The sequence below is a fragment of the Ruegeria sp. CG4 genome (assembly GCF_056537185.1).
Genome location: NZ_JBQFRB010000007.1, coordinates 144304 through 169088 on the forward strand (window position 1 = coordinate 144304; position 24785 = coordinate 169088).

General features: G+C 59.2%; 22 protein-coding genes. 7 read left to right on the forward strand and 15 right to left on the reverse strand.

Annotated features, from left to right (window positions below):
- Window positions 1–37: 37 nt before the first annotated feature.
- Window positions 38–1060 (forward strand): aspartate-semialdehyde dehydrogenase, encoded by a 1023-nt coding sequence (locus tag ACR0J2_RS17475; protein WP_170612623.1) that lies wholly within the window; start codon window positions 38–40, stop codon window positions 1058–1060.
- 171 nt (window positions 1061–1231) lie between these two features.
- Window positions 1232–2149: an endonuclease/exonuclease/phosphatase family protein gene (locus tag ACR0J2_RS17480; RefSeq protein ID WP_480490965.1), complete on the forward strand. Its 918-nt coding sequence runs from the start codon at window positions 1232–1234 to the stop codon at window positions 2147–2149.
- Window positions 2150–2187: 38 nt separating this feature from the next.
- Here ACR0J2_RS17480 and ACR0J2_RS17485 read toward each other — a convergent pair whose 3' ends face one another.
- Window positions 2188–2724 carry an SRPBCC family protein gene (locus tag ACR0J2_RS17485; RefSeq protein ID WP_480523127.1) on the reverse strand — a complete coding sequence of 179 codons (537 nt, stop codon included), beginning with the start codon at window positions 2722–2724 and terminating at the stop codon, window positions 2188–2190.
- A 203-nt stretch (window positions 2725–2927) separates the two neighbouring features.
- Between ACR0J2_RS17485 and ACR0J2_RS17490 the strand changes: the two genes are divergently transcribed.
- The 3 genes from ACR0J2_RS17490 to ACR0J2_RS17500 all read left to right on the forward strand — a co-directional run bounded on the left by ACR0J2_RS17490 (window position 2928) and on the right by ACR0J2_RS17500 (window position 5497).
- Window positions 2928–3317 carry a hypothetical protein gene (locus ACR0J2_RS17490; protein ID WP_170613141.1) on the forward strand — a complete coding sequence of 130 codons (390 nt, stop codon included), beginning with the start codon at window positions 2928–2930 and terminating at the stop codon, window positions 3315–3317.
- Window positions 3318–3380: 63 nt separating this feature from the next.
- Window positions 3381–4763 carry a leucyl aminopeptidase family protein gene (locus ACR0J2_RS17495; RefSeq protein WP_480813396.1) on the forward strand — a complete coding sequence of 461 codons (1383 nt, stop codon included), beginning with the start codon at window positions 3381–3383 and terminating at the stop codon, window positions 4761–4763.
- On the forward strand, window positions 4760–5497 hold the full coding sequence (locus ACR0J2_RS17500) for a C40 family peptidase (protein WP_480813397.1): 738 nt from the start codon (window positions 4760–4762) through the stop codon (window positions 5495–5497). Before ACR0J2_RS17495 ends, ACR0J2_RS17500 begins: the two co-directional genes overlap by 4 nt.
- Here ACR0J2_RS17500 and ACR0J2_RS17505 read toward each other — a convergent pair.
- The 14 genes from ACR0J2_RS17505 to ACR0J2_RS17570 form a co-directional block, all read right to left on the reverse strand.
- Window positions 5494–5844 (reverse strand): DUF2794 domain-containing protein, encoded by a 351-nt coding sequence (locus ACR0J2_RS17505; protein ID WP_170824992.1) that lies wholly within the window; start codon window positions 5842–5844, stop codon window positions 5494–5496. The genes ACR0J2_RS17500 and ACR0J2_RS17505 overlap by 4 nt on opposite strands.
- Before the next feature lie 75 nt (window positions 5845–5919).
- Complete coding sequence (locus ACR0J2_RS17510; RefSeq protein ID WP_480813398.1) at window positions 5920–7584, reverse strand: ABC transporter permease; 1665 nt, start codon at window positions 7582–7584, stop codon at window positions 5920–5922.
- A 121-nt stretch (window positions 7585–7705) separates the two neighbouring features.
- On the reverse strand, window positions 7706–8923 hold the full coding sequence (locus ACR0J2_RS17515) for a phenylacetate--CoA ligase family protein (RefSeq protein WP_480813399.1): 1218 nt from the start codon (window positions 8921–8923) through the stop codon (window positions 7706–7708).
- Window positions 8924–8942: 19 nt separating this feature from the next.
- Window positions 8943–9776 carry an ABC transporter ATP-binding protein gene (locus tag ACR0J2_RS17520; protein ID WP_170612639.1) on the reverse strand — a complete coding sequence of 278 codons (834 nt, stop codon included), beginning with the start codon at window positions 9774–9776 and terminating at the stop codon, window positions 8943–8945.
- A gap of 113 nt (window positions 9777–9889) precedes the next feature.
- Window positions 9890–11173: an ABC transporter substrate-binding protein gene (locus ACR0J2_RS17525; protein ID WP_170807160.1), complete on the reverse strand. Its 1284-nt coding sequence runs from the start codon at window positions 11171–11173 to the stop codon at window positions 9890–9892.
- 74 nt (window positions 11174–11247) lie between these two features.
- On the reverse strand, window positions 11248–12324 hold the full coding sequence (locus ACR0J2_RS17530) for a branched-chain amino acid ABC transporter permease (protein ID WP_170612643.1): 1077 nt from the start codon (window positions 12322–12324) through the stop codon (window positions 11248–11250).
- Window positions 12325–12327: 3 nt separating this feature from the next.
- Window positions 12328–12585 (reverse strand): hypothetical protein, encoded by a 258-nt coding sequence (locus tag ACR0J2_RS17535; RefSeq protein ID WP_170612645.1) that lies wholly within the window; start codon window positions 12583–12585, stop codon window positions 12328–12330.
- A 3-nt stretch (window positions 12586–12588) separates the two neighbouring features.
- Window positions 12589–13575: a branched-chain amino acid ABC transporter permease gene (locus ACR0J2_RS17540; RefSeq protein WP_170612647.1), complete on the reverse strand. Its 987-nt coding sequence runs from the start codon at window positions 13573–13575 to the stop codon at window positions 12589–12591.
- Window positions 13576–13604: 29 nt separating this feature from the next.
- Entirely contained in the window at window positions 13605–14423 is an 819-nt protein-coding gene (locus ACR0J2_RS17545; RefSeq protein ID WP_170680230.1) for an ABC transporter ATP-binding protein, read from the reverse strand.
- 78 nt (window positions 14424–14501) lie between these two features.
- Window positions 14502–16445, reverse strand: coding sequence for an AMP-binding protein (locus ACR0J2_RS17550; protein ID WP_480813451.1), 1944 nt, complete (start codon window positions 16443–16445; stop codon window positions 14502–14504).
- Between the two features lie 618 nt (window positions 16446–17063).
- The gene (locus ACR0J2_RS17555; protein WP_480813400.1) at window positions 17064–18098 is read right to left on the reverse strand and encodes an NADP-dependent oxidoreductase; all 1035 of its coding nucleotides are present in this window, start codon (window positions 18096–18098) and stop codon (window positions 17064–17066) included.
- A gap of 223 nt (window positions 18099–18321) precedes the next feature.
- A complete protein-coding gene (locus tag ACR0J2_RS17560) occupies window positions 18322–18720 on the reverse strand; it encodes a (deoxy)nucleoside triphosphate pyrophosphohydrolase (RefSeq protein ID WP_480813401.1) in 399 nt (132 codons plus the stop codon).
- 55 nt (window positions 18721–18775) lie between these two features.
- On the reverse strand, window positions 18776–20002 hold the full coding sequence (argJ, locus tag ACR0J2_RS17565) for a bifunctional glutamate N-acetyltransferase/amino-acid acetyltransferase ArgJ (RefSeq protein ID WP_480813402.1): 1227 nt from the start codon (window positions 20000–20002) through the stop codon (window positions 18776–18778).
- A 5-nt stretch (window positions 20003–20007) separates the two neighbouring features.
- Window positions 20008–20856: a peptidylprolyl isomerase gene (locus tag ACR0J2_RS17570; RefSeq protein WP_480813403.1), complete on the reverse strand. Its 849-nt coding sequence runs from the start codon at window positions 20854–20856 to the stop codon at window positions 20008–20010.
- A 176-nt stretch (window positions 20857–21032) separates the two neighbouring features.
- On the opposite strand from ACR0J2_RS17570, the gene secA reads away from it, so the two are divergent.
- Window positions 21033–23750 carry a preprotein translocase subunit SecA gene (secA, locus tag ACR0J2_RS17575; protein ID WP_480813404.1) on the forward strand — a complete coding sequence of 906 codons (2718 nt, stop codon included), beginning with the start codon at window positions 21033–21035 and terminating at the stop codon, window positions 23748–23750.
- Window positions 23751–23850: 100 nt separating this feature from the next.
- On the forward strand, window positions 23851–24780 hold the full coding sequence (locus ACR0J2_RS17580) for a hypothetical protein (protein WP_170807153.1): 930 nt from the start codon (window positions 23851–23853) through the stop codon (window positions 24778–24780).
- Window positions 24781–24785: the final 5 nt, after the last annotated feature.

The window sequence follows — 24785 nt, forward strand, 5'->3', positions numbered from 1 at the left end:
CTATGAACGCGCGTCCTTAGACTTCAGGAGACATGATATGGGCTATCGCGTCGTCGTCGTTGGCGCCACAGGCAATGTGGGCCGCGAAATGCTGAACATCCTGGCTGAACGCCAGTTCCCCGTAGACGAACTTGCCGCGCTGGCAAGCCGCCGTTCGCTGGGCACCGAGGTCAGCTTTGGCGACAAGACATTGACGACCAAGGATCTGGATACGTTCGATTTCAGCGGTTGGGACATCGCGCTGTTTGCCGTGGGTTCAGCGGCAACCAAGGACTATGCGCCCAAAGCCGCGGCTGCCGGCTGCGTGGTGATCGATAACTCGTCGCTGTATCGCTATGACCCTGACATTCCGCTGATCGTGCCGGAATGTAACCCGCAGGCGATCCACGACTACAAGAACAAGAACATCATCGCCAACCCCAACTGCTCGACCGCGCAGATGGTTGTGGCGCTGAAACCGCTGCATGACCGCGCCAAGATCAAGCGCGTTGTCGTGTCGACTTATCAGTCGGTTTCGGGCGCAGGCAAGGAAGGCATGGACGAGCTGTGGGATCAGACCAAGGCCGTGTACAACCCGATCAACGAGGTTGAGCCGAAGAAGTTCCAGAAGCAGATCGCTTTCAACGTCATTCCGCAGATCGACGTCTTCATGGAAGACGGCTCGACCAAGGAAGAGTGGAAGATGGTTGTCGAAACCAAGAAGATCGTCGATCCGTCGATCAAGGTCACGGCCACTTGCGTTCGTGTTCCGGTCTTTGTCGGCCATTCCGAGGCGGTGAATATCGAGTTCGAGGAATTCCTCGACGAAGACGAAGCCCGCGACATCCTGCGCGAGGCACCCGGCATCATGGTGATCGACAAGCGTGAGGCGGGTGGCTACGTCTCGCCCATTGAATGCGTTGGTGATTTCGCCACTTTCATCAGCCGTATTCGTCAGGACTCGACCGTCGAAAACGGCCTGAACCTGTGGTGTGTGTCGGACAACCTGCGCAAGGGTGCGGCCCTGAACGCCGTTCAGATTGCCGAGCTGCTGGGCCGTGAGGTTCTGAAAAAGGGCTGAATTCTTCCCATCCGAATGTACGAAGGGGCCGCTTCACATGAAGTGGCCCTTTTTTCTCGGCCCCGGCCCGGTGATAGGCCGGACGTTCGAGACCCTCACACCAGTTTCAACTGGACGTATACACCACAAAATGCACAGTGTTTGCCCTGAGCATTTCGATTGAGGCAGAACGTGCGTTTCCTGAACAACAACAGGTTTGCCCGATCCGCTATTCTGGGTTGTGCAACGCTTCTCATGGGTTTGGTGATCTTTGGATTCACCGGACGGTATTTTGCACCCGGTGACTCGGTCGCCCTGATGAGACCCCAGATTGGCGTGCTGCTGATCGTCTTTGCCGCGATCCTCATGGCCGTGCGTGCCAGGGGTTTCGCGTTGGCCTCCCTTGTTTTCGCAGTGATTGCGGTGGGGTCTGTTGCCGCCGGGCTCGTACCTGTATCAGACGAATGCGATGATCCTTGTGTGACCTTGTATCAAAAGAACCTGATGTCTGTGGCATGGCCCCGGTATTCCCTTGCCGATGACATTCTCTCGTCGGACGCGGACATCGTGACACTTCAGGAAGTTTCCAGCCACAACAGGCAATATATGGAAAACCTGTTCGGGAATTACCCGACATCGGCAATATGTGAGTTCAGGCCCGAGCAGAACGTTGCGATACTGACCAGACTGGCCATTGTTGAGGATTCAGAATTTTGCCTACAGGGGCTTGGACTGGTGGGTCTTCAGGTCATCGGTCCGGGTGGTCAGCCGGTTTGGGTTGTCTCCGTTCACCTCAACTGGCCCTACCCTTATGGCCAGTTCGAACAGAGCAAAAAGATCGCCCACCAAATCGAACAACTGGACGGCCCTGTTCTGATCGCCGGGGACTTCAACATGGCCCATTGGGGCAGCAGCGTGCGCCGTATCGGTATGGCTGCCGGCAATCACGTGTTTGGCGCAGTTATGAACACGCACATTCTTGGCAACTGGATGATGCCGATGCCGATCGACAATCTTTTGGTGCCCAATGGCACGACGGGCACGGCGGAACTGCGCCCGTTCATGGGATCCGACCATATGGGAATCAGGGCCCGCATCAGCCTGCCCTGAGAACTCATATTTTCAGCTTTTTAGAGCCTGTTTTTGCCTTACTGGCCGGATTCGACCAGTTCTTTGAGGTTGGAAAGCCCGCGCTCGTAATCCCCGCCGACCCATTCATCCATCATGAGCCCCATCCAGCGCGACATGGGGTTCATACCAAGATCACTTTCAAAGCCCCACGAAATCTCGGTCTGATCGCCTTCGGGCTGCAGAGTAAACGACGCACTTGCCGTCCCCATGGATCCGAAATCCAGCGCGGTTCTGACGAACTGGTTTTCAACGCTTTCGATGATTTCTTGTGATCCCGATCCGACCTGAGGATGCTCAGAGCTCCAGTTCAGGGTATTCCCGACGCCGGCTTCTGGGCCGCTGTAGGCCAGTTTGGTTTCCGGATCGCGCGACAGCCATGGCGACCATTTCTCGGTCGCCTGCATCGAGTTCACAAAAGGAAAGATGGCAGCAGCCGGTGCGTTGATGGTGACGCTTCGCGAGACTTCGGCCTTACCGGGCAGCAGATAGGACGCGCCCACCAGAACCAGTATCAATACAAGTAAAATCAGAAGAATTCGTTTTATCCATCGCATGGCTGTCTCCGACTCCAAGCAGAATAATCTCATGTTAAAAACCGGCGGCGCCAGATTGGACCAGAGCCGCGCCAGCTTGACTTTGCCGCGCCACGCAAACGGAATTCAACATAAATTCGAAGAACTTTCCCGACCCATTGCAAGGTTTTGCAAAGATTATGGGGCGCATTCTCAGCCCGTGCCGTGGGGGCATGAACATAGGGGTGAACGTGGTGGATAATGTAATCACGCTGGAGCACACGGAATCCGTGCGGCTGGATCCGGATCGCATTGGCGGCTTGTGCCGTCAACTTGGTGACAAGAACGCGCTGGATGTCATGTGCCGAACCGTTGAAGAACTGGCCGTGCGGCTTTCGAACTGCGAACGTTTCTGGCGGCAACGCAACTGGGCCGATCTGCGCAAATGCGCCAGATCACTGGTGGCGATTGCCGATCAGATCGGAATGACGGCGCTGGCCCATGTGGCAAGTGATGTAGCCAGGACAGTCGATGCCGGGGACGCCGTGGCCTCGGGGGCGACGCTGTGCCGTCTGATCCGTGTGGGCGAGCGGTCGCTGACGGCAATTTGGGATCAGCAGGATCTTTCCGTTTGACGGGGGTTGCAGGCGCGCGTCCGGTGGCTAGTCTGGGCGCGAACCGAGCCAGCCGAGAACCCTATGACCCTGTCCTTTGCACCTGCCTCTGAACCGTCCTTGCCGCTTCATGTGATCGAACAATCCCGGCTGGAGGACTGGCTTAAAAACCAGAGCGCGAAAGTGCAATCATGGATTGCCGTCAACGGTTTCACCGGTGCTTTGGGACAGGCCCTGTTGATACCGGACACTGATGGTGTGCCGGGCTGCGCAGTTGCGGGATACGGAACGGGCGCCACGCGGGCGCGCAAACGTTTTCCTCTGGCGGCCGCGACCGAAGCGTTGCCCCAAGGCAACTACCGCATTGCGTCAGGTGTTCCCGAGGATGCGCTGGACACAGAAAGCCTTGGCTGGCTTTTGACCGGATACACTTTTGATCGCTACGCCAGCCAGTCTCCTGTTGGTGCCAGGCTGGTTGCACCCGACGGGTTGAACAGCGCGCGGATTGAAGCGATCGCCACCGCCGAGGCGCTGATCCGGGATCTGGTCAATACGCCCGCGTCCGACATGGGACCGGATCAGTTGCAAGCCGCCGCGGAAACGCTCGCGCAGGACTTTGGGGCCTCTTGCAACGTGATCGCAGGCAACGCTCTGCTGGAAAACAACTTTCCAATGATCCACGCCGTTGGCCGTGCCGCCGCGCAGGAACCTCGGCTGATCGAAGTGAACTGGGGCACCAGCGGCCCCAAACTGACACTGGTGGGTAAAGGCGTCTGTTTCGACACCGGCGGGCTGGATCTGAAACCGGCGGCGGCGATGGGACTGATGAAAAAGGATATGGGCGGGGCGGCCAATGTGCTGGGTCTGGCCCGCATGATCATGTCCCTGAACCTTCCGCTACAGCTTCGGGTCTTGATCCCTGCCGTGGAAAACGCGGTTTCGGGTAGTGCATTCCGTCCCGGCGACATCCTAACCTCACGCAAGGGGTTGACCGTCGAGATCAACAACACCGATGCAGAGGGGCGGCTGGTTCTGGCCGATGCCCTGACACTGGCAGATGAGGGGCAGCCGGACCTGCTGATCTCGATGGCCACGCTCACCGGCGCGGCGCGCGTTGCGGTCGGAGCGGATCTGGCTCCATTCTATACCGATGACGATGGCGCGGCGGAAATCCTGACCGGCGCGGCGCGGTTAGCGGCGGATCCTGTCTGGAGGATGCCGTTCCACGAACCTTATGAAGCCTTGATCGAACCCGGCATAGCAGATCTGGACAATGCCCCATCGGGCGGGTTCGCAGGTTCGATCACTGCGGCCTTGTTTCTGCGACGCTTTGCAGGCCAAAGTCGCTACATGCATTTTGACATCTATTCATGGCAACGCGCCAAGGAGCCGGGACGCAGCAAAGGTGGCCTTGGACAAGGCCCTCGGGCCTTGCTGGCCGCGTTGCCGGAGTTGTTGGACCTATGAGCCGTCTTCGAGTCATCGAACCGGTTGTCGACCTTCTGCGCCAACCGGACGGACCGCGCGACCGTCAATTGCTGTTTGGTGATACGGTTGAGGTCCGTGAAAACCGGGAAGGGTGGAGCCGCGTCACTTCGGACAAGGACGGATATCAGGGCTGGGTTGCGACAGACCGTTTGGGGCCCGAGGCGTCACCGACCCACTGGATCACGGCCCCGTCGACTCATACCTATGTGTGGGCGGACATCAAAAGCGCGGATCGGGCATCGCTGAGTTTTGGCAGCAAGGTTCAGGCTCTTTCCAAGCAAAACGGGTTTCTTGAAACCGAGCTGGGGTTCATTCCGTCCACCCACGCCACCACAATTTCCGACACAGTGAATGACCCGGTTGCCGTAGCCGAACTGTTTTTGGGCACGCCCTATCTTTGGGGTGGCAACAGCCGGTTTGGCCTGGATTGCTCGGGGCTTGTTCAGGCCGGGTTGCTGGCCTGTGGCATTGCCTGCCCCGGTGACAGTGGCGATCAGGAAAAGGCGTTGGGACACCTGGTGCCGCAGGATGCACCCGCAAAACGGGGCGATCTTTTATTCTGGAAAGGACATGTGGCCTGGGTCAGCGGCGACGACATGCTGCTGCACGCCAACGCCCACGATATGGCGGTCGTATATGAACCGATGGATCGGGCCATTGCCCGTATCCGGGAACAGGGCGACGGGCCGGTTACGTCACATAAAAGGCTCTAATCCAGGTCAACCGCCCGGATCAGCTTCCGCTCAAGCACGCGCAGCACGGTGCGCAGGTCATGGCCGCGTTTCAGAATGCGACCGTCCATGCCAATGACCGAGTACATTCCTTGCCGCTGCCGAAGGCGGGGGTGTTTTTCCACCCGATAAATCGGATGCTCGGCCGTGCGTCGGAAAATCGAAAAAACTGCCGTATCCCGTAGGTTTGAAATGCCATAGTCGCGCCATTCTCCGGCGGCGACCATTCGGCCATAAACAGACAGGATCTGGGTCATCTCGCGCCGGTCAAAAGCGACTGGCATCTGAGCCGGGCTGGCAGAAAACCCGCTGGGTGGCTGCATGTTCATACTCTCAGCCTTGCCGGAAATTCTATTTTAATCAACCCCGAGGCAGACACGCTGGTTCATTTTGCCTTGAACCTGTTACCTGCGGCCAACCTGCCGGCAGATCAGGATAACCGGCAACAATCCAACAGCCAGTATCACAAGCGAGGGTACGGCAGCCCCTTCCAGCCGCTCATCAGACGCCAATCTGTAAGCCTGCACTGCCAGCGTGTCGAAGTTGAAGGGCCGCATGATCAGCGTCGCGGGCAGTTCCTTCATGACATCGACAAACACGATCAGCAGCGCGGTCAGCAGCGATGGCGTCAGAATCGGCAGGTGCACCCGCCGCAGCGTCGCCAGCGGCGTTTGGCCCAAAGACCGCGACGCGGCATCCATATTTGCGTGAACCGTGCTTTGCCCGCCCTCATAGGCGCTGAGCGCGGCGGCCAGAAACCGCACCATATACGCCGCGACCAGCAACCAGATCGAACCGGTGATCAGCAACCCGGTCGAAATATCGAAGGTCTTGCGCATCCACGCGTCCAGCGCGTTGTCGAACCCGGCAAAGGGCACGATCAGGCCGACCGCAATGACACCGCCCGGAACCGCGTATCCCAGCCGCGCCAGATAAGCCGCCGCTGACGAGACGCGCCCCGGTCTCAGGCGCTGATAAAAGCCCACGCAAATGGCGGCGAACACGGTCACCACTGCGGCCACACCGGCCAAAGTCAGCGAGTTCTGGATGAACCCGATATAGCGCCGCGACAGAAGGTTCTGTTCAGAGGTCATCCCCATCTGCACCAGTATGATCACCGGCAGAAGGAAACCCAGGACGACCGGTATGATGCACAGAACAAATGCCCCGACCGACTGCCAGCCTTTCAAATTTGCTGTTGGCAGCGCGGCGTGGCTTTTACCGGCCTGATAGTATTTGGCTTTGCCGCGCTGGGTCCGTTCGGCCACGGCCATCAGCAGCGCGAACCCTAGCAGGCACAGGGCCAGTTGAGCGGCTGCGGCGCGGTCGCCTATGGAAAACCAGCTTGTATAGATCCCGGTGGCAAAAGTCTGAACGCCGAAATAGGCCACAGTTCCAAAATCGGCAATGGTCTCCATCACTGCCAGCAGAACACCGCCCGCAATCGCCGGGCGCGCCATCGGCAGAGACACGCGCCAGAATGCCATCCAGGGGCTGTTGCCCAACGCCCGGGCCGCCAGAAAGGCTGAACCGCTTTGCTGTATGAACGCCGCGCGCGCCAGCAGATATACATAGGGATACAGTACCAGTATCAGCATGACCGCCGCGCCTTCGGTCGAGCGGATTTCGGGGAACCAGTAGTCGCGCGGCCCCCAGCCCGTTATCTGCCGCAGGTTGGTTTGAACAATGCCGGGGTGATCCAGAATGAAGGTGTATGCATAAGCCAGAACATAGGCCGGAAAGGCCAGGGGCAGAACCAGAGCGATCTCGAGAAGTCGCACACCGGGAAAGCGTGTCATGGTCACAAGCCACGCGGCACCGACACCGATCGAAAAGGTCCCCGCCGAAACCAGAACCACCAGAACCGCCGTGGTCAGCGCGTATCCGGGCAGAACCGTGGACATCAGATGCGAGATCGTGGCCGTACCACCGGTTGCGGCCGCCAGAACAACCGCCACCATCGGCAGCAGACAGACCGCAGCCACAAAAAGAGCGACCCCGCCAACAAGCCTGGTGCCCAATACGCCGCGGTTGCGGGATCCGTGTTCTGAATACTCTATTTCGGCCATTGTCCCGGCTAACGAGTGGCAAATGCGCAGGTTTGGTCTTTCATTGACCAAAACGCTCGGAAAAGCCAGTAGGCGGGGCAACAATTCTGCGGCACTTACTGCCGCAGATTGTTCCGATGCGTCATTCGTAGACGCGCTGATCCTCGATCACCAGCCCATCCTTGGGAAGCGAGCCGGGTGCCACCACTTCGACTGCGCCCTTCAGTTTCAGGACCTCGACGACCGATTTGGCATAGGCCGCGTCGTTTTCGCAGGGGCTTTCGATCTGAACCGTCATCATGTCCATCTCGCCCTGCCGGGCTGCAATCACGCGCGCCTTGACGATTTCCTCGTGCTTGTCCACCAGCGCCGCAACCTGTTCCGGACGCACGAACATGCCCTTGATCTTGGTGGTCTGATCGGCGCGGCCCATCCAGCCCTTGATGCGGGTATTTGTCCGCCCGCAAGGGGACTGGCCAGGCATCATGGCCGACAAGTCACCGGTGGCGAAGCGGATCAGCGGGTAATCCGGGTTGAAGGTCGTGACCACAACCTCACCAACCTCGCCGGGTGCAACCGGAATTCCGGTGCCGGGGGTGACGATCTCGACGATGACATATTCGTCGATGATCATCCCTTCCATCGCGGCACTTTCATAGGCGATGTTGCCCAAATCCGCCGTGGCATAGCATTGCAGGCAGGAAATACCCCGGTCGGCATAGTCCTGCCGCAATGAGGGAAACAGCGCACCCCCGCCCACAACCGCCTTCGAGAAATTCAGCGAAACGCCCATCTCGTCAGCCTTATCCAGGATCACTTTCAGGTAATCGGGCGTTCCCGCATATGCGGTGCATCCGATATCACGGGCAGCAGTGACCTGAAGCTCGGTCTGGCCGGTGCCTGCTGGCAACACGGCAGCGCCGACGGCCCGCGCGCCGTTCTCAAAGATCATTCCGGCTGGTGTCAGATGATACCCAAAACAGTTCTGCACGATGTCTCCGGGCCCGACTCCGGCGGCGTGCAGAAACCGGCCCATGCGCCACCAGTCGTGATCCGTGCTGCCCGGTTCGTATATCGGACCCGGTGATTGAAACACATGGTGGAAATGACGCGCCGGTTTTACCGTAAACCCACCAAATGGCGCACGTGCGGCCTGCCCCTGTGTCAGGTCGGACTTCCGCAAAACCGGCAGTTTCGCCAGATCTTCGATCGAGGCAACCGCGTCGACATCCGCATCCGCAAAATGAGCCGCAAATCCCGGTGCCGATTTCGACCGCTGCAATTGCGCGCGCAATGCCTGGGTCTGATCAGACAAACGCTGATCGGCCGAGCGGGTTTCGAGTGCATCGAAGTAAGTCATCGCCAAATCCTCCATCCGCTCATAGCCACCGCTTGCGGCGGCGATAAGAGCGCACGTCCCGAAAGCTCTTGCGGCCTTCATCCGACATGCCGAGATAGAATTCCTTTACGTCCGGGTTTTCGCGCAATTCTGCGGCGGGGCCGTCCATCACGACGCGACCCGATTCCAGAATGTATCCGTAATGCGCAAACCTAAGCGCGACATTGGTGTTCTGTTCGGCCAGCAGGAAGGACACGCCTTCTTTCTCGTTCAGATCCTTCACAATGCCGAAAATCTCTTCGACCAGCTGCGGCGCCAGTCCCATCGACGGTTCGTCCAGCAGGATCGTCTCGGGCCGGGACATCAGCGCCCGTCCCATCGCAACCATCTGCTGCTCGCCACCCGAGGTATAACCGGCCTGGCTTCGGCGGCGTTCCTTGAGGCGGGGGAAATATGTGTAGACCAGCTCAAGGTCCTGCTGAATCGCGGCCTTGCCATCCTTGCGGGTATAGGCACCGGTCAGCAGGTTTTCCTCGACCGTCAGGTGTTCGAAGCAATGGCGACCCTCCATCACCTGGATCACGCCTTTCTGCACCAGATCGGCCGGATCGCTTTCGTGAACACTGGTTCCGCGATATTTGATGGAACCTTTGGTCACCTCGCCCCGTTCGGAATGCAGCAGGTTCGACACCGCCTTGAGCGTCGTCGTCTTGCCTGCACCATTGCCGCCCAGCAAGGCCGTGATGCCGCCCTTGGGCACAGTCAGGCTGACGCCTTTCAGCACGAGGATCACATGGTTGTAGATCACCTCGATATTGTTGACTTCAAGCAGGGTTTCCGCCTGCACGTCAGTGGTTTGTGCCGCATCCAGCATCAGCGTGTTTCCTCATGCCTGCCCCATCCGGGGCGGTTCATCAGGAGCGGCAGGCGCGCCGCCGCTCCGATTGTTTGGCGACCCCGGATCGCTCCGGGGCGCGGAGTCTTCTCTTATTCGCAGCGGGCTGCGACGTTGTTTTCAGCCGCGTACGCGTTCGAATCTTCCGCAACCAGCGCGCCGATCACTTCGCCATCGGTTGGCTTGAAGTCGGAAATGAGGCTCCAGGTTTTGGTGCCTGCATCCCATTGGGACACACCGATCAGGCCTGGGCCACCATGGTTGTCGCACGACACCTGGAAGGTCGGGCCAAAGTTCGGCATGCCCAGTGCGGCCATACGCTCTTCGGTGATATTGAGGTTCTCCATCGCGTCACGCACCATGCCCGGTGTGACGTCGCCGGTTCCGTTGGCCTCTTGCGCGTCTTTGATCGCCTCGGCGGCCAGCATCGCGGAATAGAGACCGCGGTTGTACAGAACGGTACCGACCTGATCGCCTGCGCCTGCGGCCTTACCGGCATCGACAACATGCGTTTTGATGTCATCGAATACTGGGAAGTCATTACCGACCGCGTGGAAGGTGACGGCCTTGTACCCGTTCGCCTTGTCGCCTGCGGGCAGCACGTCATGCTGCGCACCCGACCACCAGACGCCGATGAAGTTTTCCATCGGGAAACGGATGTTCGCGGCTTCCTGAATGGCGACCTGGTTCATCACGCCCCAGCCCCACATCAGAACGTAGTCCGGCTTTTCGCGGCGGATTTGCAGCCACTGCGACTTCTGCTCCTGACCGGGGTGATCGACCGGCAGCGTGGACAGTTCAAAACCGTGCTTCTTGGACAGCTCTTCCAGCGTGCGGATCGGCTCTTTGCCGTAGGCCGAGTTGTGATAGACCAGCGCGATTTTCTTGCCGTTCAGATCACCGCCATTTTCTTCCAGCAGATAGTTCACCGCGCCCGAGGCGCCGTCCCAGTAATTGGCGGGATAGTTGAAGACATGGCTGAACACCTTGCCGTTGCGGGCCGAAGTCCGGCCATATCCCATGGTGTGAAGCGGGATGTCATCGGCCGTCACTTTCGGGATGAGCTGATAGGTGATGCCGGTCGACAGCGGTTGATAGATCAGCGCGCCCTCGCCCTTGGTCGATTCATAGCATTCCACACCTTTTTCGGTGTTGTAGCCGGTCTCGCATTCGACAACACGAACGGGAACACCGCCGATACCGCCATCCCTCTCATTCAACAGAGTGAAATAGTCGTTGTAGCCGTCCGAGAACGGAATACCGCCCGCAGCATAAGGCCCTGTGCGATAGCTGAGGTCCGGGATCACAAGATCCGCCAAAGCGGGCCCTGCGGCCATCAGAGCGCCCAGCGCCATAGTTGCCAGTTTCTTGTTCATCGGGTGTTTCCTCCCTTGGTTATTCCGATGCGGTTTCGGGCTTTGCACCCGTCTTATGATTGGGCCGGTTCCGTTTAGTGCGGGAACGGCCAGAGTCTGAGCTTTTCCTTGGCCACGCGCCACAGCTGCGCCAGCCCGTGTGGTTCCAGGATCAGGAACATGATGATCAGCGCACCGACGATCACAAGCTGAAGATGCGCCACGATATCGGTGGGCCAGCCCAAAACGTCGACCCCGACAACCTTCAGAACCACCGGCAACAGCACAAGAAACGCAGCCCCGGCAAAGGATCCGAAAATAGAGCCTAATCCGCCGATAATCACCATGAACAGCACCAGGAACGACTTCTGGATGCCGAACACCTCGCCCACTTCGACCGCGCCCAGATAGACCGCAAAGAACAACGCACCAGCGATGCCCACAAAGAACGAACTGACGGCGAAGGCGCTGATCTTGGCTTTCAGCGGGTTCACCCCGATGATCTCGGCTGCGATGTCCATGTCGCGGATCGCCATCCATGTGCGCCCGGTGGTGCCGCGCGTCAGGTTGCGGGCAATCAGCGCGCTGACCGTCAGGAAGATCAGGCAGAACAGATAGGTCGCCCAGGCCGGAGCATTCGGCCCCGTGATGATGATGCCGAACACGTCACGTTCGGGCGCATTGATCTGACCCGAAGCGGAATAGTTGTAGAACCACGGCACCCGGTTGAACAGCCAGACTAGAAAGAACTGCGCCGCCAGCGTGGCCACCGCCAGATAGAACCCTTTGATCCGCAGCGAAGGCAGACCGAACAGCACACCCACGATGGCCGTAATACCTCCGGCAAGCAGGACATGGATGAACATGCTGACATCGGGAAAGGCCGTCATCAGCTTGTAACAGGCATATGCGCCCACAGCCATGAACCCGCCGGTCCCCAGCGATACCTGCCCGCAATAGCCCACCAGAATGTTCAGCCCGATGGCCGCGATTGCGTAGATCAGGAACGGCAACAGCAGCGCGTTGGCCCAATAATCGTTGATGATGAACGGAATGATCCCGAACGCCACCGCCAGCACCACGTAGTAGCGGTACCGATCAAACTTGATCGGGAAAGTCTGGCTGTCATCCACGTACGAGACTTTGAAGTCCCCGGCTTCACGATAGAACATGTCTTACTTTCCCCATTCTTCCTGCGCCCGGTTCCGGGTCGCAGCGTCCAATTGTTTTGAAGACTTGGCGTAACCGCTCTGCTCGGTGTTGCGCACCAGTTTCATATAGGCCAGCACGCCCGTCACCAGACCGGCAAACGCCAGGATCGCGGCGATCATCAACTGGCCGTCCGTCAGCCCCTCGGCTGTGATCGCGATGTAGCCGAAGGCCCAGAACCCGGCCCAGGCGATGACGTTAATGATGGCGATCAGCTTCTGCACGACCTAAACCCTTTCGATGATCTTCTCACCGAACAGACCCTGAGGCCGGAACACGAGGAAGATCAGCGCCAGAACATAGGCGAACCAGTTCTCGGTCGCGCCGCCCACCATCGGTCCGATCGCGAATTCGAACAGCTTCTCTCCCACACCGATGATCAGCCCGCCCACGATCGCACCAGGGATCGAGGTAAACCCGCCCAGCATCAACACCGGCAGCGCCTTGAGCGCGATCAGCGACAATGAGAACTGCACGCCGGACTTGGTGCCCCACATGATCCCTGCGACCAGTGCCACGAATCCGGCCACCGACCAGACCATGACCCAGATGAAGTTCAGCGAAATGCCGACCGACAGCGCGGCCTGGTGATCATCCGCCACGGCGCGCATCGCCCGGCCCTGTTTGGTGTACTGGCTGAAGGCCACCAGCGCCGCCACCAGCAGCGCCGCAATGACCGTCGCCACGATATCCAGATTGTCAATGAAGAAGCCGTAATCAAAGATGTTGAACGTCGTCTCGTCAATCCACAGGTTGATACCCTGCGGCAGGCCAACATCCAGCGTCTTGATCTCGGATCCCCACATCAGGTCGGCCACGCCTTCAAGGAAATAGGCCAGACCGATGGTCGCCATGAACAGAATGATTGGCTCCTGCCCGACCAGATGGCGCATGACGAACCGCTGCACCGCCCAGGCCAGCAAGACCATCACCGCCATTGTCAGAATGATCGCCAGCAACGCGGGCACGTTCCAGCCGAAATAGTGGACATGGGTGCCGAAGATCGCGTTGATCAGATGCGCAAAGGGCACCTGACCGTTCATGATCCCGACCAGTGTCATCGCCGCAAACAGGGCCATAACCCCTTGCGCGTAATTGAAAATCCCGGACGCCTTGTAGATCAGCACAAAGCCCAGCGCGACCAGTGCATAAAGCACCCCGGCCATCAGACCGTTGAGGATGACCTCCATCGCAAATACGAGTTGTTCAGGCATGTCAGCCCCTCCCCAATTCTGCCAAGGCTTCAGTCATGGCTGACCCCCAGATAGGCGTCGATGACTTCCTGATTGTTGCGCACCTCGTCGGGTGTGCCGTCGCCGATCTTCTTGCCGTAATCCATCACGACCACCCGGTCGCTCAGGTCCATCACAACGCCCATGTCGTGTTCGATCAGGGCAATCGTGGTGCCGAACTCGTCATTCACGTCGAGGATAAAGCGGCTCATGTCCTCTTTCTCTTCGACATTCATGCCCGCCATCGGTTCATCCAGCAGCAACAGCTTGGGTTCCGCAGCCAGCGCACGGGCCAGCTCGACGCGTTTTTTCAACCCGTATGGCAAGCGCGCCACGGGCGTCTTTCGGATGTGCTGAATTTCAAGAAAGTCGATGATCTTCTCGACTGCCTCGCGGTTCTCGACCTCTTCCGCCTCGGCCTTACCCTTCCAGAACGCCTGCTGCAGGACGTTGGTCTTCATGAAGTTCAAGCGGCCGGTCATCACGTTGTCCAGCACGCTCATCCCCTCGAACAGGGCGATGTTCTGGAACGTGCGCGCAATGCCCTGGCGCGCCACTTCGTAGGGGCGCATCGCCGGGCGTTTCGATCCGTGGAACCAGACCTCACCCTCCTGCGGAACATAGAACCCGGAAATCACGTTCAGCATCGAGGATTTACCGGCCCCGTTCGGGCCGATGATCGCGCGAATTTCACCCTCACGGATGTCGAACGAGATATCCTTGATCGCCACGACGCCACCAAAGCGCAGGGTGATGTTCTTCATCTCCATCACCACACCGCCGATCTTGCGGCCGTCTTCGGTGACATATCCTTCGGAATTATCCAGCATCAGTCGCTCCCTGACGTTTGGAAAAACGGGACGGCGGGCGGGGCGATGACCGCAGGTCGAGCGACGTACGACCGGCCCTCATTCTGCCGCCACCTTGTGCTGCGCGACAGGCACGACCGGCGCATCGACAATCTTCAAGGTCGCGCTGATCGCGCCTTTGCGGCCATCCTCATAGGTCACTTCCGTGGTCGTCGAAATGCTCTCGGACCCGTCATAAAGTGCCTGGATGATGTCGTGGAACTTCTCTTCGACGAAGCCGCGCCGCACCTTGCGGGTCCGGGTCATCTCACCGTCATCCGCATCCAGTTCCTTGTGCAGAACCACAAAGCGATGCACCTGGCAGCCCGACAGCATCTCATCAGCGGCAACGGACTTGTTAACCTCTTCCACATGGCCGCGAATCGTCTCTAACACACGGGGATGCGCCGCCAGTTCCTGATATGACGCATAGGCCACGTTGTTACGTTCGGCCCAGTTGCCGACAGCGGTCAGGTCGATATTGATGAAGGCCACGCAGCGATCCTTGCCGTTGCCGAACAGGACAACTTCAAGAATGTCAGGAAAGAACTTCAGTTTGTTTTCGACATATTTCGGCGCAAACATGGACCCGTCGGCCATTTTGCCCACATCCTTGGCGCGGTCGATGATCCGCAGATGGCCGCTGCTTTCCTCGATAAAGCCGGCATCCCCGGTCGCCACCCAACCTTCGGCATCCTTGGTCGATGCCGTCGATTCCGGGTTTTTGTAATACTCGACGAACACTCCGGGCGAACGGTAGTGAATCTCGCCCTTGTCGTCGATCTTCAGTTCGACATCCGGCGCAGGGACGCCAACAGTGTCGGCCCGAACCTCTCCGTCCGGCTGAACGGTGATAAAGACCGTCGCTTCGGTCTGGCCGTAAAGCTGTTTCAGATTGATGCACAGCGAGCGGTAGAAATCGAAAATCTCCGGCCCGATTGCCTCACCCGCCGTATAGCCGACGCGAAAGCGACCGTAACCAAGCGTGTCCTTCAGCGGACCATACACCAGCAGATTGCCCAGCGCGTATTTCATCCGGTCGCCGAAACCCACCGGCTTGCCGTCCAGCAGCAGGCCTCCGACCTTCTTGGCATGCGCCATGAAGTGGTGGAACATGCGCTGCTTCAGTTTGCTCGCATCCTCCATCCGGATCATCACGTTGGTCAGCTGGGTCTCGAACACGCGCGGCGGGGCAAAGAAATAGGTCGGTCCGATCTCGCGCAGGTCCGTCATCATCGTGTCGGCGCTTTCAGGGCAATTCACGCAGAAGCCGCACCAATAGGCCTGACCGATCGAAAAGATGAAATCCCCCACCCACGCCATCGGCAGATAGGACAGAATGTCTTCGTTCCGTGTCAGATGATCGAAATCGGCCGAGTTCTTGGCGCTTTCGATCACGTTGCGATTCGACAGCACCACGCCCTTGGGCTTGCCCGTGGTGCCCGAGGTGTAAAGCATCACGCATGTGTCGTCATAGGTGATCTCGGAGATGCGCTTGTCCAACTCCTCATCGAACCTCGCATGGCCGGCGCTGCCCTCGGCCATGATATCGGCCAAAGCGTTCATCTGACTGTGGTCGTATTTCCGCATCCCCCGCTTGTCGGTATAGAGGATGTGTTTGACCTGATCCATTTTTTCCTGGATTTCGATGACCTTGTCGACTTGCTCCTGATCACCGCAGACGACGTATTTCGCGCCGCAATGTTCCAGAACATAGGCCATCTCTTCGGCGACCGAATCCTGATAGAGAGGCACCGGAACCGCGCCCACCATCTGGGCCGCGACCATGGACCAGTAATGCGCCGGGCGGTTGCGGCCGATCACCGCGATGTGGTCGCCCTTCTCGACGCCAAGCTCCAAAAAACCCAGCGCGATGGCGCGGATTTCCCGGGCCGCTTCTGCCCAGGTCCAGCACTGCCAGATCCCGAATTCTTTTTCCCGATAGGCCGGGGCATCCCCGAACCGGGTCACATTGCGGTGTAACAGCGCCGGAAGAGACTGCATCCCTTCGGCGCCCGACTGCGTCTGAGCCAATCTTTTCTCCTCCCCATCCGACCCCTCTCCCCGGGGGCGGAAATGGCGGGTCCGGAACAGGGTCCGAACGCCAATGCCCCGATTTGGGACAGTGGCACAATCAGCGTCAACTTTTTCCTGATGTTTTCTCAATTCTTACGAATTGTAACAGGGGTAGAGTGGTGATCTTCTGATTTGTACAAAGCGCGCACTTACAGAAAGAGTGCTTCCGGCAAAAGCGAGGCGGAGAAAAGACCGCCCGTTCTTCAAATGGTCACTGACATTGCGGCGGGCTGGAGGCGGGGTGCGCGGGTGATTTGAACGGTCCCGAAACAGAAACTGCGCAAGTATTGCGAACTATGACCAACAGTGATTGCTCGGTAGCCCAATTTGCACAGGAAGCTTAATCTGGATGAATTGCCAGCCCCAGTTTCTAGGCTGCGGTCACGAGTGAATGGCCGCAGCTTGCCAAGGTTCAAAGCCGTTTGAAAACTGATGCTTAGGATCGTCGCGGATGAAGACATTAACCCTGCGCCGCCAACTGAGCCCAATAACTTCTGTGGAAGCATCTTTCGGCAAAAGGCAGCTCCGATTGAAATAGTCGGGTGCCTACGACCCGACTTTGACAACCATCTTTCCAAAGTTCCCGCCAACCAGCAGCTGGTTAAAGGCCGCAGGAGCGTTTTCGAGCCCTTCCACGACATGCTCTTTGTATTTGACAGACCCATCTTGAAGCCAAGCGGTCATGTCCCGAGCAAACTCTTTGTACAGCGACAGCGGAAAACTGTCGTAGATGATAAAGCCCTGCATCTTAACCTTCATACGCAGTATGGTGCCCATGATAGCCGGTCCCATATCTGGTCCCTCTGGAAGACCAGGCAAATTATACCAAGCCACCACACCACACACGGGGATACGAGCAAAAGGGTTAAGCAGCGGCAAAACCGCGTAAAGCACTTTGCCCCCAACGTTTTCGAAATACACGTCAATCCCGTTCGGACATGCTTCGCGCAATTCGGTGGCCAAATCATCCGACCGGTGATCAATGCAGGCATCAAACCCGAGGGTTTCGACCACGTGAGCGCATTTCTCGGGCCCTCCGGCAATACCAACGACCCGGCATCCTTTCAGCTTTGCGATTTGCCCGACTGTTGCCCCGACCGGCCCAGCTGCCGCTGCCACAACGACGGTTTCGCCCGGTTTTGGCTCTCCAATTTTCAAAAGTCCTGCGTATGCGGTGTAGCCAGGCATCCCAAGTATACCCAAAGCCCAGGATGGGTTCTGCGGGTTCTTACCCAGGTTTATCACCTGAACTCCGTCGGAGATCGCATAGTCTTGCCAGCCACTGCCGGAAAGCACGAAGTCGCCTTCTTCGTAGCCCTCGAGATTGGAAGTCACCACCTGCCCAACGACCTGGGCAGTCATGACTTCTCCGATCGCCACAGGCTCGGCGTAGGACTTGGCATCATTCACGCGCCCCCGCATGTAGGGATCCAAGGACAGGTAAACCGTGCGCACCAGCATTTCGCCTTCGCCCGGCACTGGCACATCGGTTGTCTGCAATTTCAGTGTGTTGTCGTCTGGTTGACCTTTTGGTCGCTCGGCGAGAACAATTTGACGGTTGATATCCGATGTCTGTGCCATTTTGGCCTCCTTCTGTTGCCGAACCACAAAGACATTGCCACGTTATGGGCCGGTGCAGAAGGCGCGTGGCGTGAAACATGCTCTTTGCGGGAAACTCGGGTCCGATCAATGCGACATTGGCTTTTGGCCGTGTTCCGAACATCGGCAGTGCGCTCCAAGCCGTCTCTGGGTCCACATACCCGGCGTCCAGGCTGATCACTCTAACTGTCTTATGCACTCCACTCTACAACCAATCCCGCAGGATCGGGATCAGCGGCACATCCGCCGCAGGCATCGGGTAGCTGCGCAAATCATTGGCGCGGACCCATTTCAACGCCTGCCCTTCTTTCGACTGCGGGATGCCCTGCCATTTGCGGCAGGCAAAGAGCGGCATCAGCAGATGGAAGTCATCATAGCTGTGACTGGCAAAGGTCAGCGGGGCCAGGCAGGACGCCCAGGTGTCGATACCCAGTTCTTCGTGCAATTCGCGGATCAGGGCGGCCTCGGGGGTTTCGTCGGGTTCGATCTTGCCGCCGGGGAACTCCCACAGACCGGCCATGGATTTGCCTTCCGGGCGCTGCGCCAGCAGCACCCGGCCCTCAATATCGATCAGGGCGACCGCAGACACCAACACGGTTTTCATGGTCGCAATCCCGGACGCAAAACCGGGCTCCACTTTTGCTGGAATTGCTCCGGTTTCACGAGCGATAGTCCGCGTTGATCTCGATATAGCCGTGGGTCAGATCGCAGGTCCAGACGGTGGATGTGCCCTCGCCCAGCCCCAGATCAACGGCAATCACCAGATCCTGACCTTTCATATAGGCGGCCGCGTCTTCTTCGCGGTAATCCGGGCTGACCCAGCCTTTTTCAGCCACCAGAATGTCACCGAAAGAGATGCTCAGAAGGTCGCGGTCGGCGGCGGCACCGGACTTACCGATAGCCATGACCACGCGGCCCCAGTTGGGGTCTTCGCCCGCGATGGCCGTCTTGATCAGCGGAGAGTTGGCGATAGCCAGCCCATGCACCTTGGCATCCGCATCCGAGGTCGCACCAGTCACGCGAATTTCCACGAATTTCGTTGCGCCTTCACCGTCGCGCACCACCTGCTGTGCCAGATCCAGCATGACGCCTTCCAGCGCCTCGGCAAACGCCGCATTGCCGGTGGCGTCCACCCCCGAGGCCCCCGTCGCGCACAACAGCAGGCTGTCCGAAGTCGAGGTGTCGCTGTCCACGGTGATGCAGTTGAACGTCCGGTCCGTCTGCGCGCCCAGCATCGCTTGCAGTGCCGATTGCTCGACCCGGGCATCCGTGAAGATGTAGACCAGCATCGTCGCCATGTCCGGCGCGATCATGCCGGAGCCCTTGGCAATCCCTGCAATAGAGACTGTTTTACCATCGATCTGAACCTGCGCTGAGGCTCCTTTCGGGAATGTGTCGGTGGTCATGATGGCGCGGGCGGCATCCTCGATCGCATGACGGCTGAGCCCCGCCTTCAGCGTCTCAAGCTGGGCCACGATGCGTTCATGCGGCAGCGGTTCACCAATCACGCCGGTTGATGAGGTAAAGACCCGTTCGACCGGAACGCCGGTGGCCTTGGAGACGGCCTGGGTCACTTCTGCCACCGAGGTCTGGCCATAATGGCCGGTGAAGGCGTTGGCATTGCCCGAGTTCACAACGATCGCTGCCGGTCCTTCGCTGGATCCGCCAATCTTGTCCTGACAATCCAGCACCGGGGCCGCGCGGGTCGCCGAGCGGGTGAATACTCCGGCCACGGATGTGCCCGGATCCAGCACTGCCAGCATGACATCGGTACGGCCCTGATAGCGCACGCCGGCCTCGACGGTCGCGAAACGCACGCCATCGATGGCCGGAAGGTCGGGGAAGGCCGCAGGTGCCAGCGGCGACACTTTAGTGATATTGGCCAAGGGGCTTACTCCTGAATCAGATCCAGCTGCCGCATGATTTCCGGACCGGCACCTTCCAGCGCCGGACGCTCGATCTGGGCTTTCTGGGTCAGTTCGTCGATACGGGCCTGAATGGCTTCCTGCTGGATGGATTGGGCCAGTTCATTGCGAACATCGGCAAGTTCGGGGGCCTCGGACTTGCGCTGATCGTTCAGGATGATCACGTGCCAGCCGAACTGGGTCTGCACAGGATCCGAGATCTGGCCTACTTCCAGCTCCAGCACGGCGGCCTCAAACTCGGGCACCATGCGGCCCTTGCCGAACCAACCCAGCACGCCGCCATTGGGGCCTGACGGGCCGGTGGACTTTTCCCTGGCGAGCTCCGCGAAATCCGCGCCACCGTCCAGCTGGGTCTTGATCTCCTTGGCCTCATCCTCGGTTTCCACCAGAATGTGGCTGGCCTCGTACTCGTCCTCGCCTTCAAACTCGGCGATCTGCGCGTCATAGGCGGCCTGAATCGACTCGTCCGTCACCAGACCGCCGGTGATTTCGGCAACCGTCTGCACGGCCCTCAGCGAACGTTCCTCGTTCTTGAGTGTCAGGGCGTTGTAGGTGGAAAGGCCTTCCTGTTCCTGGCTGAGCAATTGCTGCTGGACCAGCTGCTCGACAATGAAGTCAAAGAGGACCTGGTCTTCCATCTGCTGGTATTGCTGCGGCAAGCTTGCGGCGGTGGCGATCACGTGACCCAAAGTGATCTCGTCCCCGTTGACGCGCGCAACCACAGTGGTCGCATCCGGCTGGGTCTGGGCGGCCAGTGGCAGGGCCATCACGGCGGTCAGGGCCAGCGATGGCAGAAAAGTGAGGCCTTTGGGCATTGAATTATCCTATTTCCATGCCGCGACAGGGCGCAGCGTTGACACTCTGGAACCTGCCGCTTACATCGCTTTGAAGCCTTGGACAGGGCCGCCTTTCACCCCCCGTATCTATGGGTTGCGCGCAAGGTGGGCAAGCCTGTCGCAACCAAGACAAGAACAGATCCGCTGGAGTGAACATGCTGGGACTCGGAACGCTTGCCAAAAAGGTGTTCGGAACACCGAACGACCGCAAGATCAAGGCGACCCGCCCGCTGGTCGAAAAGATCAACGCGCTGGAGCCGGAGTTTGAGAAACTGTCGGATGAGGGTCTGATCGAGAAGACCAAAGAGCTGCGCCAACGCACGCTGGATGGCGAGAGCTTGGATGCCTTGCTGCCCGAAGCCTTTGCCAACGTGCGCGAGGGTGCTAAGCGGGCGCTGGGCCTGCGCGCCTTTGACGTGCAGCTGATGGGCGGCGCGTTCCTGCATCAGGGCAACATCTCGGAAATGAAAACGGGTGAGGGAAAGACGCTGGTCGCCACCCTCCCGGCCTATCTGAACGCGCTGACCGGCAAAGGTGTGCACGTGGTCACGGTGAACGAATACCTGGCCAAGCGCGACGCGGAATGGATGGGCAAGGTTTTCTCGGCCGTAGGCATGACGACCGGTGTGATCTGGTCCGGTCAGCCGGACGAAGAGAAAAAGGCGGCCTATGCCTGCGACATCACCTATGCCACCAACAATGAGCTGGGCTTCGACTACCTGCGCGACAACATGAGGGCGGACCTGAACGACGTCTATCAGAAGCACCACAATTTCGCGATCGTGGACGAGGTCGACTCGATCCTGATCGACGAGGCGCGGACACCGCTGATCATCTCGGGTCCATCGCAGGACCGGTCGGACTTGTATACCGCCATCGATACGCTGATCCCGTTGCTGCAGGACGATCACTATTCGCTGGACGAAAAGTCGCGCACGGTCACCTTTACCGATGAAGGCAACGAGTATCTTGAGCAACAGTTGCTGGCAAACGACCTGATCCCCGAAGGTCATTCGCTGTACGACCCCGAAAGCACGACCGTGGTGCACCACGTCAACCAGGGCCTGCGCGCGCACAAGCTGTTTCAGCGCGACAAGGACTACATCGTCCGCGACGGCAATGTGGTACTGATCGACGAATTTACGGGCCGGATGATGCCGGGCCGCCGGTTGTCCGAAGGCCTGCATCAGGCCATCGAAGCCAAGGAAGGCGTGCAGATTCAGCCTGAGAACGTGACCCTGGCCAGCGTGACGTTCCAGAATTACTTCCGTCTTTATGACAAGCTGGGCGGCATGACCGGTACCGCGCTGACCGAAGCCGAGGAATTTGCCGAGATCTATGGGCTGGGTGTGGTCGAAGTTCCGACCAACAAGCCGATCGCCCGTCTGGACGAGGACGATCAGGTCTATCGCACTGCCCCCGAAAAATACGGCGCGATGATCAAGGAAACCAAAAAGGCGGTCGAGAAGGGCCAGCCGGTTTTGCTGGGCACCACCTCGATTGAAAAATCAGAGGTGCTGAGCCAGATGCTGACCAAGGAAGGCATTCAGCACAACGTGCTGAATGCCCGCCAGCACGAGCAGGAAGCGCAAATCGTCGCCGAAGCGGGTCGTCTGGGCGCGGTGACCATCGCCACCAACATGGCCGGACGCGGTACCGACATCCAATTGGGCGGCAACGTGGAAATGAAGGTTCTGCAGGCACTTGCCGAGAACCCCGAAGCGGACCCCGCCGAACTGCGCGCGGCGGAAGAGGCGCGTCACGCCGAGGAAAAACAGAAAGTGCTTGAGGCCGGTGGCCTGTATGTCATGGCCTCGGAACGGCATGAAAGCCGCCGCATCGACAACCAGCTGCGTGGCCGTTCGGGCCGCCAGGGCGACCCGGGCCGCACCGTGTTCTACCTCAGCCTCGAAGACGATCTGATGCGCATCTTCGGCTCGGAACGGCTGGACAAGGTGCTGACAACGCTGGGTATGAAAGAAGGCGAGGCAATCATCCACCCATGGGTGAACAAGTCGCTGGAACGCGCGCAATCCAAGGTCGAAGGCCGCAACTTTGACATGCGCAAGAACGTTCTGAAGTTCGACGACGTAATGAACGACCAGCGCAGGGTAATCTTCAGCCAGCGGCGCGAGATCATGTCGACCAGTGACCTGTCGGAAATCGTGTCGGACATGCGCGAACAGGTGATCGACGATCTGATCGACGAATACATGCCGCCGAAAACCTATGCCGACCAGTGGGACACCGACGGTCTGCACGAGGCGATCAAGGACAAGCTGACCATCGACGCCCCGGTTCAGGACTGGGCCGCCGAGGAAGGCGTAGATGACGAGCAGGTGCGCGAGCGCCTGATCAAAGCCGCAGACGAGATGATGGCCCAGAAGGCCGCCGCGTTTGGCCCCGAGAACATGCGCAACATCGAAAAGCAGGTGCTGCTGCAGACCATCGACGGCAAGTGGCGCGAGCATCTGGTGACGCTGGAACATCTGCGCTCGGTCGTGGGCTACCGCAGCTATGCTCAGCGCGATCCGCTGAACGAGTACAAGAACGAAAGCTTCCAGCTGTTCGAAGGGATGCTGGACAGCCTGCGCGAAACCGTGACCCAGCAATTGTCGCGCGTTCGCCCGCTGACCGAGGAAGAGCAGCGTGAGATGCTGGCCCAGATGGCGGCGCAGCAGGCTCAGGCGCAACAGGCGGTCGAACAGGCCGCCGGTCAGGCCGAAGCAGTCGCAGAAGCCGACGCCTCGGGTGATGCCCGGCCCGGATTTGACGAAAGCGATCCGGCGACCTGGGGTAACCCGTCGCGCAACGACCGCTGCCCCTGTGGATCCGGAAAGAAGTTCAAACACTGTCACGGCAGGCTGACCTAACGTCACCCAAATTCGAACACAATGACTTCGCGTCGCGGTCACAAATTGGCCGCGATTGACCGGGAAAGTGTGACTCGCTCCTTCAACTGGGGAGGGTGTCTTGTTCGTTGTAAGAAACTACGTGACCATGGGTGGCACTGTCGTCTGCGCGCTCGCCATCGGTTACCTGATGCAGAATGGATCTGCCGCGCAACCTGATGGAAGTCAGGCCGGTATCTCTGTGGCTTCTGCCGCAGGACAGCCTGTTGGGCTGGCCGGGCTCGAGCAGTTCGCGCTTACCTCGTCTTCTGCCAGCACCGCGTCACTTTCTGCTCCGGAACCCTTGCAACGCAGCCTGCAACCTGGCCAAACCGGCCCCGAAGTAACGGCCGACTGCAACCTGAGCGCGCGCGCCACCGCGGTGCCCGGTGCCGCGGCAAGGTTGATCGTCAAGGCCCCCTGCCACGCCAACCAACGGATCGAGGTTCATCACAGCGGGCTGGCCGTTTCTCAACAGACGGATGAAAATGGCGCCTTGGATCTGACGATGCCGGTGCTGTCGGAATACGCGATATTTCTGATTTCCTTCGACGATCAAAAAGGCACGGTGGCGACAACACATGTGCCGGATATCAGCCAGTACGACCGCGTCGCGCTGCAATGGAAGGGCACGACCGATCTGCAGATTCACGCGCTGGAGTTTGGTGCCAGTTATGGCGGTGACGGGCATGTTTGGGCGGACAGCTCGGCAACGGGTCTCGGCGAAGTTGTCCATATGGGCCAGCCGGGTCTTGGCACCGCGCAGAATATCGAGATTTATTCCTTCCCTTCCGGCCAGTCTGCGCAATCGGGTGCCATCGGCCTGACGGTCGAGGCTGACGTGACCAAGGCCAATTGCGGCTCGGATCTGAGCGTACAGTCGCTGGAACTGCGCGCCGACCGCCGCCTGCGCTCGCGCGATCTGGTGCTGAACCTGCCCGACTGTTCGCAGGTCGGAGAGTTTCTGGTGTTGAATAATCTGTTCCAAGACCTGACAATCGCGGCAAAGTAAACCGC

What these genes read in the sequence shown, in the direction of transcription:
- ACR0J2_RS17525 (WP_170807160.1), bottom strand. Translation starts at nt 11,173, where the DNA reads ATGAACAAGAAACTGGCAACTATGGCGCTGGGCGCTCTGATGGCCGCA.
- ACR0J2_RS17550 (WP_480813451.1), bottom strand. Translation starts at nt 16,445, where the DNA reads ATGCAGTCTCTTCCGGCGCTGTTACACCGCAATGTGACCCGGTTCGGG.
- ACR0J2_RS17560 (WP_480813401.1), bottom strand. Translation starts at nt 18,720, where the DNA reads ATGAAAACCGTGTTGGTGTCTGCGGTCGCCCTGATCGATATTGAGGGC.
- ACR0J2_RS17515 (WP_480813399.1), bottom strand. Translation starts at nt 8,923, where the DNA reads ATGACTTACTTCGATGCACTCGAAACCCGCTCGGCCGATCAGCGTTTG.
- ACR0J2_RS17495 (WP_480813396.1), top strand. Translation starts at nt 3,381, where the DNA reads ATGACCCTGTCCTTTGCACCTGCCTCTGAACCGTCCTTGCCGCTTCAT.
- ACR0J2_RS17505 (WP_170824992.1), bottom strand. Translation starts at nt 5,844, where the DNA reads ATGAACATGCAGCCACCCAGCGGGTTTTCTGCCAGCCCGGCTCAGATG.
- ACR0J2_RS17485 (WP_480523127.1), bottom strand. Translation starts at nt 2,724, where the DNA reads ATGCGATGGATAAAACGAATTCTTCTGATTTTACTTGTATTGATACTG.
- ACR0J2_RS17540 (WP_170612647.1), bottom strand. Translation starts at nt 13,575, where the DNA reads ATGCCTGAACAACTCGTATTTGCGATGGAGGTCATCCTCAACGGTCTG.
- secA (WP_480813404.1), top strand. Translation starts at nt 21,033, where the DNA reads ATGCTGGGACTCGGAACGCTTGCCAAAAAGGTGTTCGGAACACCGAAC.
- ACR0J2_RS17475 (WP_170612623.1), top strand. Translation starts at nt 38, where the DNA reads ATGGGCTATCGCGTCGTCGTCGTTGGCGCCACAGGCAATGTGGGCCGC.
- ACR0J2_RS17500 (WP_480813397.1), top strand. Translation starts at nt 4,760, where the DNA reads ATGAGCCGTCTTCGAGTCATCGAACCGGTTGTCGACCTTCTGCGCCAA.
- ACR0J2_RS17520 (WP_170612639.1), bottom strand. Translation starts at nt 9,776, where the DNA reads ATGCTGGATGCGGCACAAACCACTGACGTGCAGGCGGAAACCCTGCTT.
- ACR0J2_RS17530 (WP_170612643.1), bottom strand. Translation starts at nt 12,324, where the DNA reads ATGTTCTATCGTGAAGCCGGGGACTTCAAAGTCTCGTACGTGGATGAC.
- ACR0J2_RS17570 (WP_480813403.1), bottom strand. Translation starts at nt 20,856, where the DNA reads ATGCCCAAAGGCCTCACTTTTCTGCCATCGCTGGCCCTGACCGCCGTG.
- ACR0J2_RS17510 (WP_480813398.1), bottom strand. Translation starts at nt 7,584, where the DNA reads ATGGCCGAAATAGAGTATTCAGAACACGGATCCCGCAACCGCGGCGTA.
- ACR0J2_RS17545 (WP_170680230.1), bottom strand. Translation starts at nt 14,423, where the DNA reads ATGCTGGATAATTCCGAAGGATATGTCACCGAAGACGGCCGCAAGATC.
- ACR0J2_RS17555 (WP_480813400.1), bottom strand. Translation starts at nt 18,098, where the DNA reads ATGGCACAGACATCGGATATCAACCGTCAAATTGTTCTCGCCGAGCGA.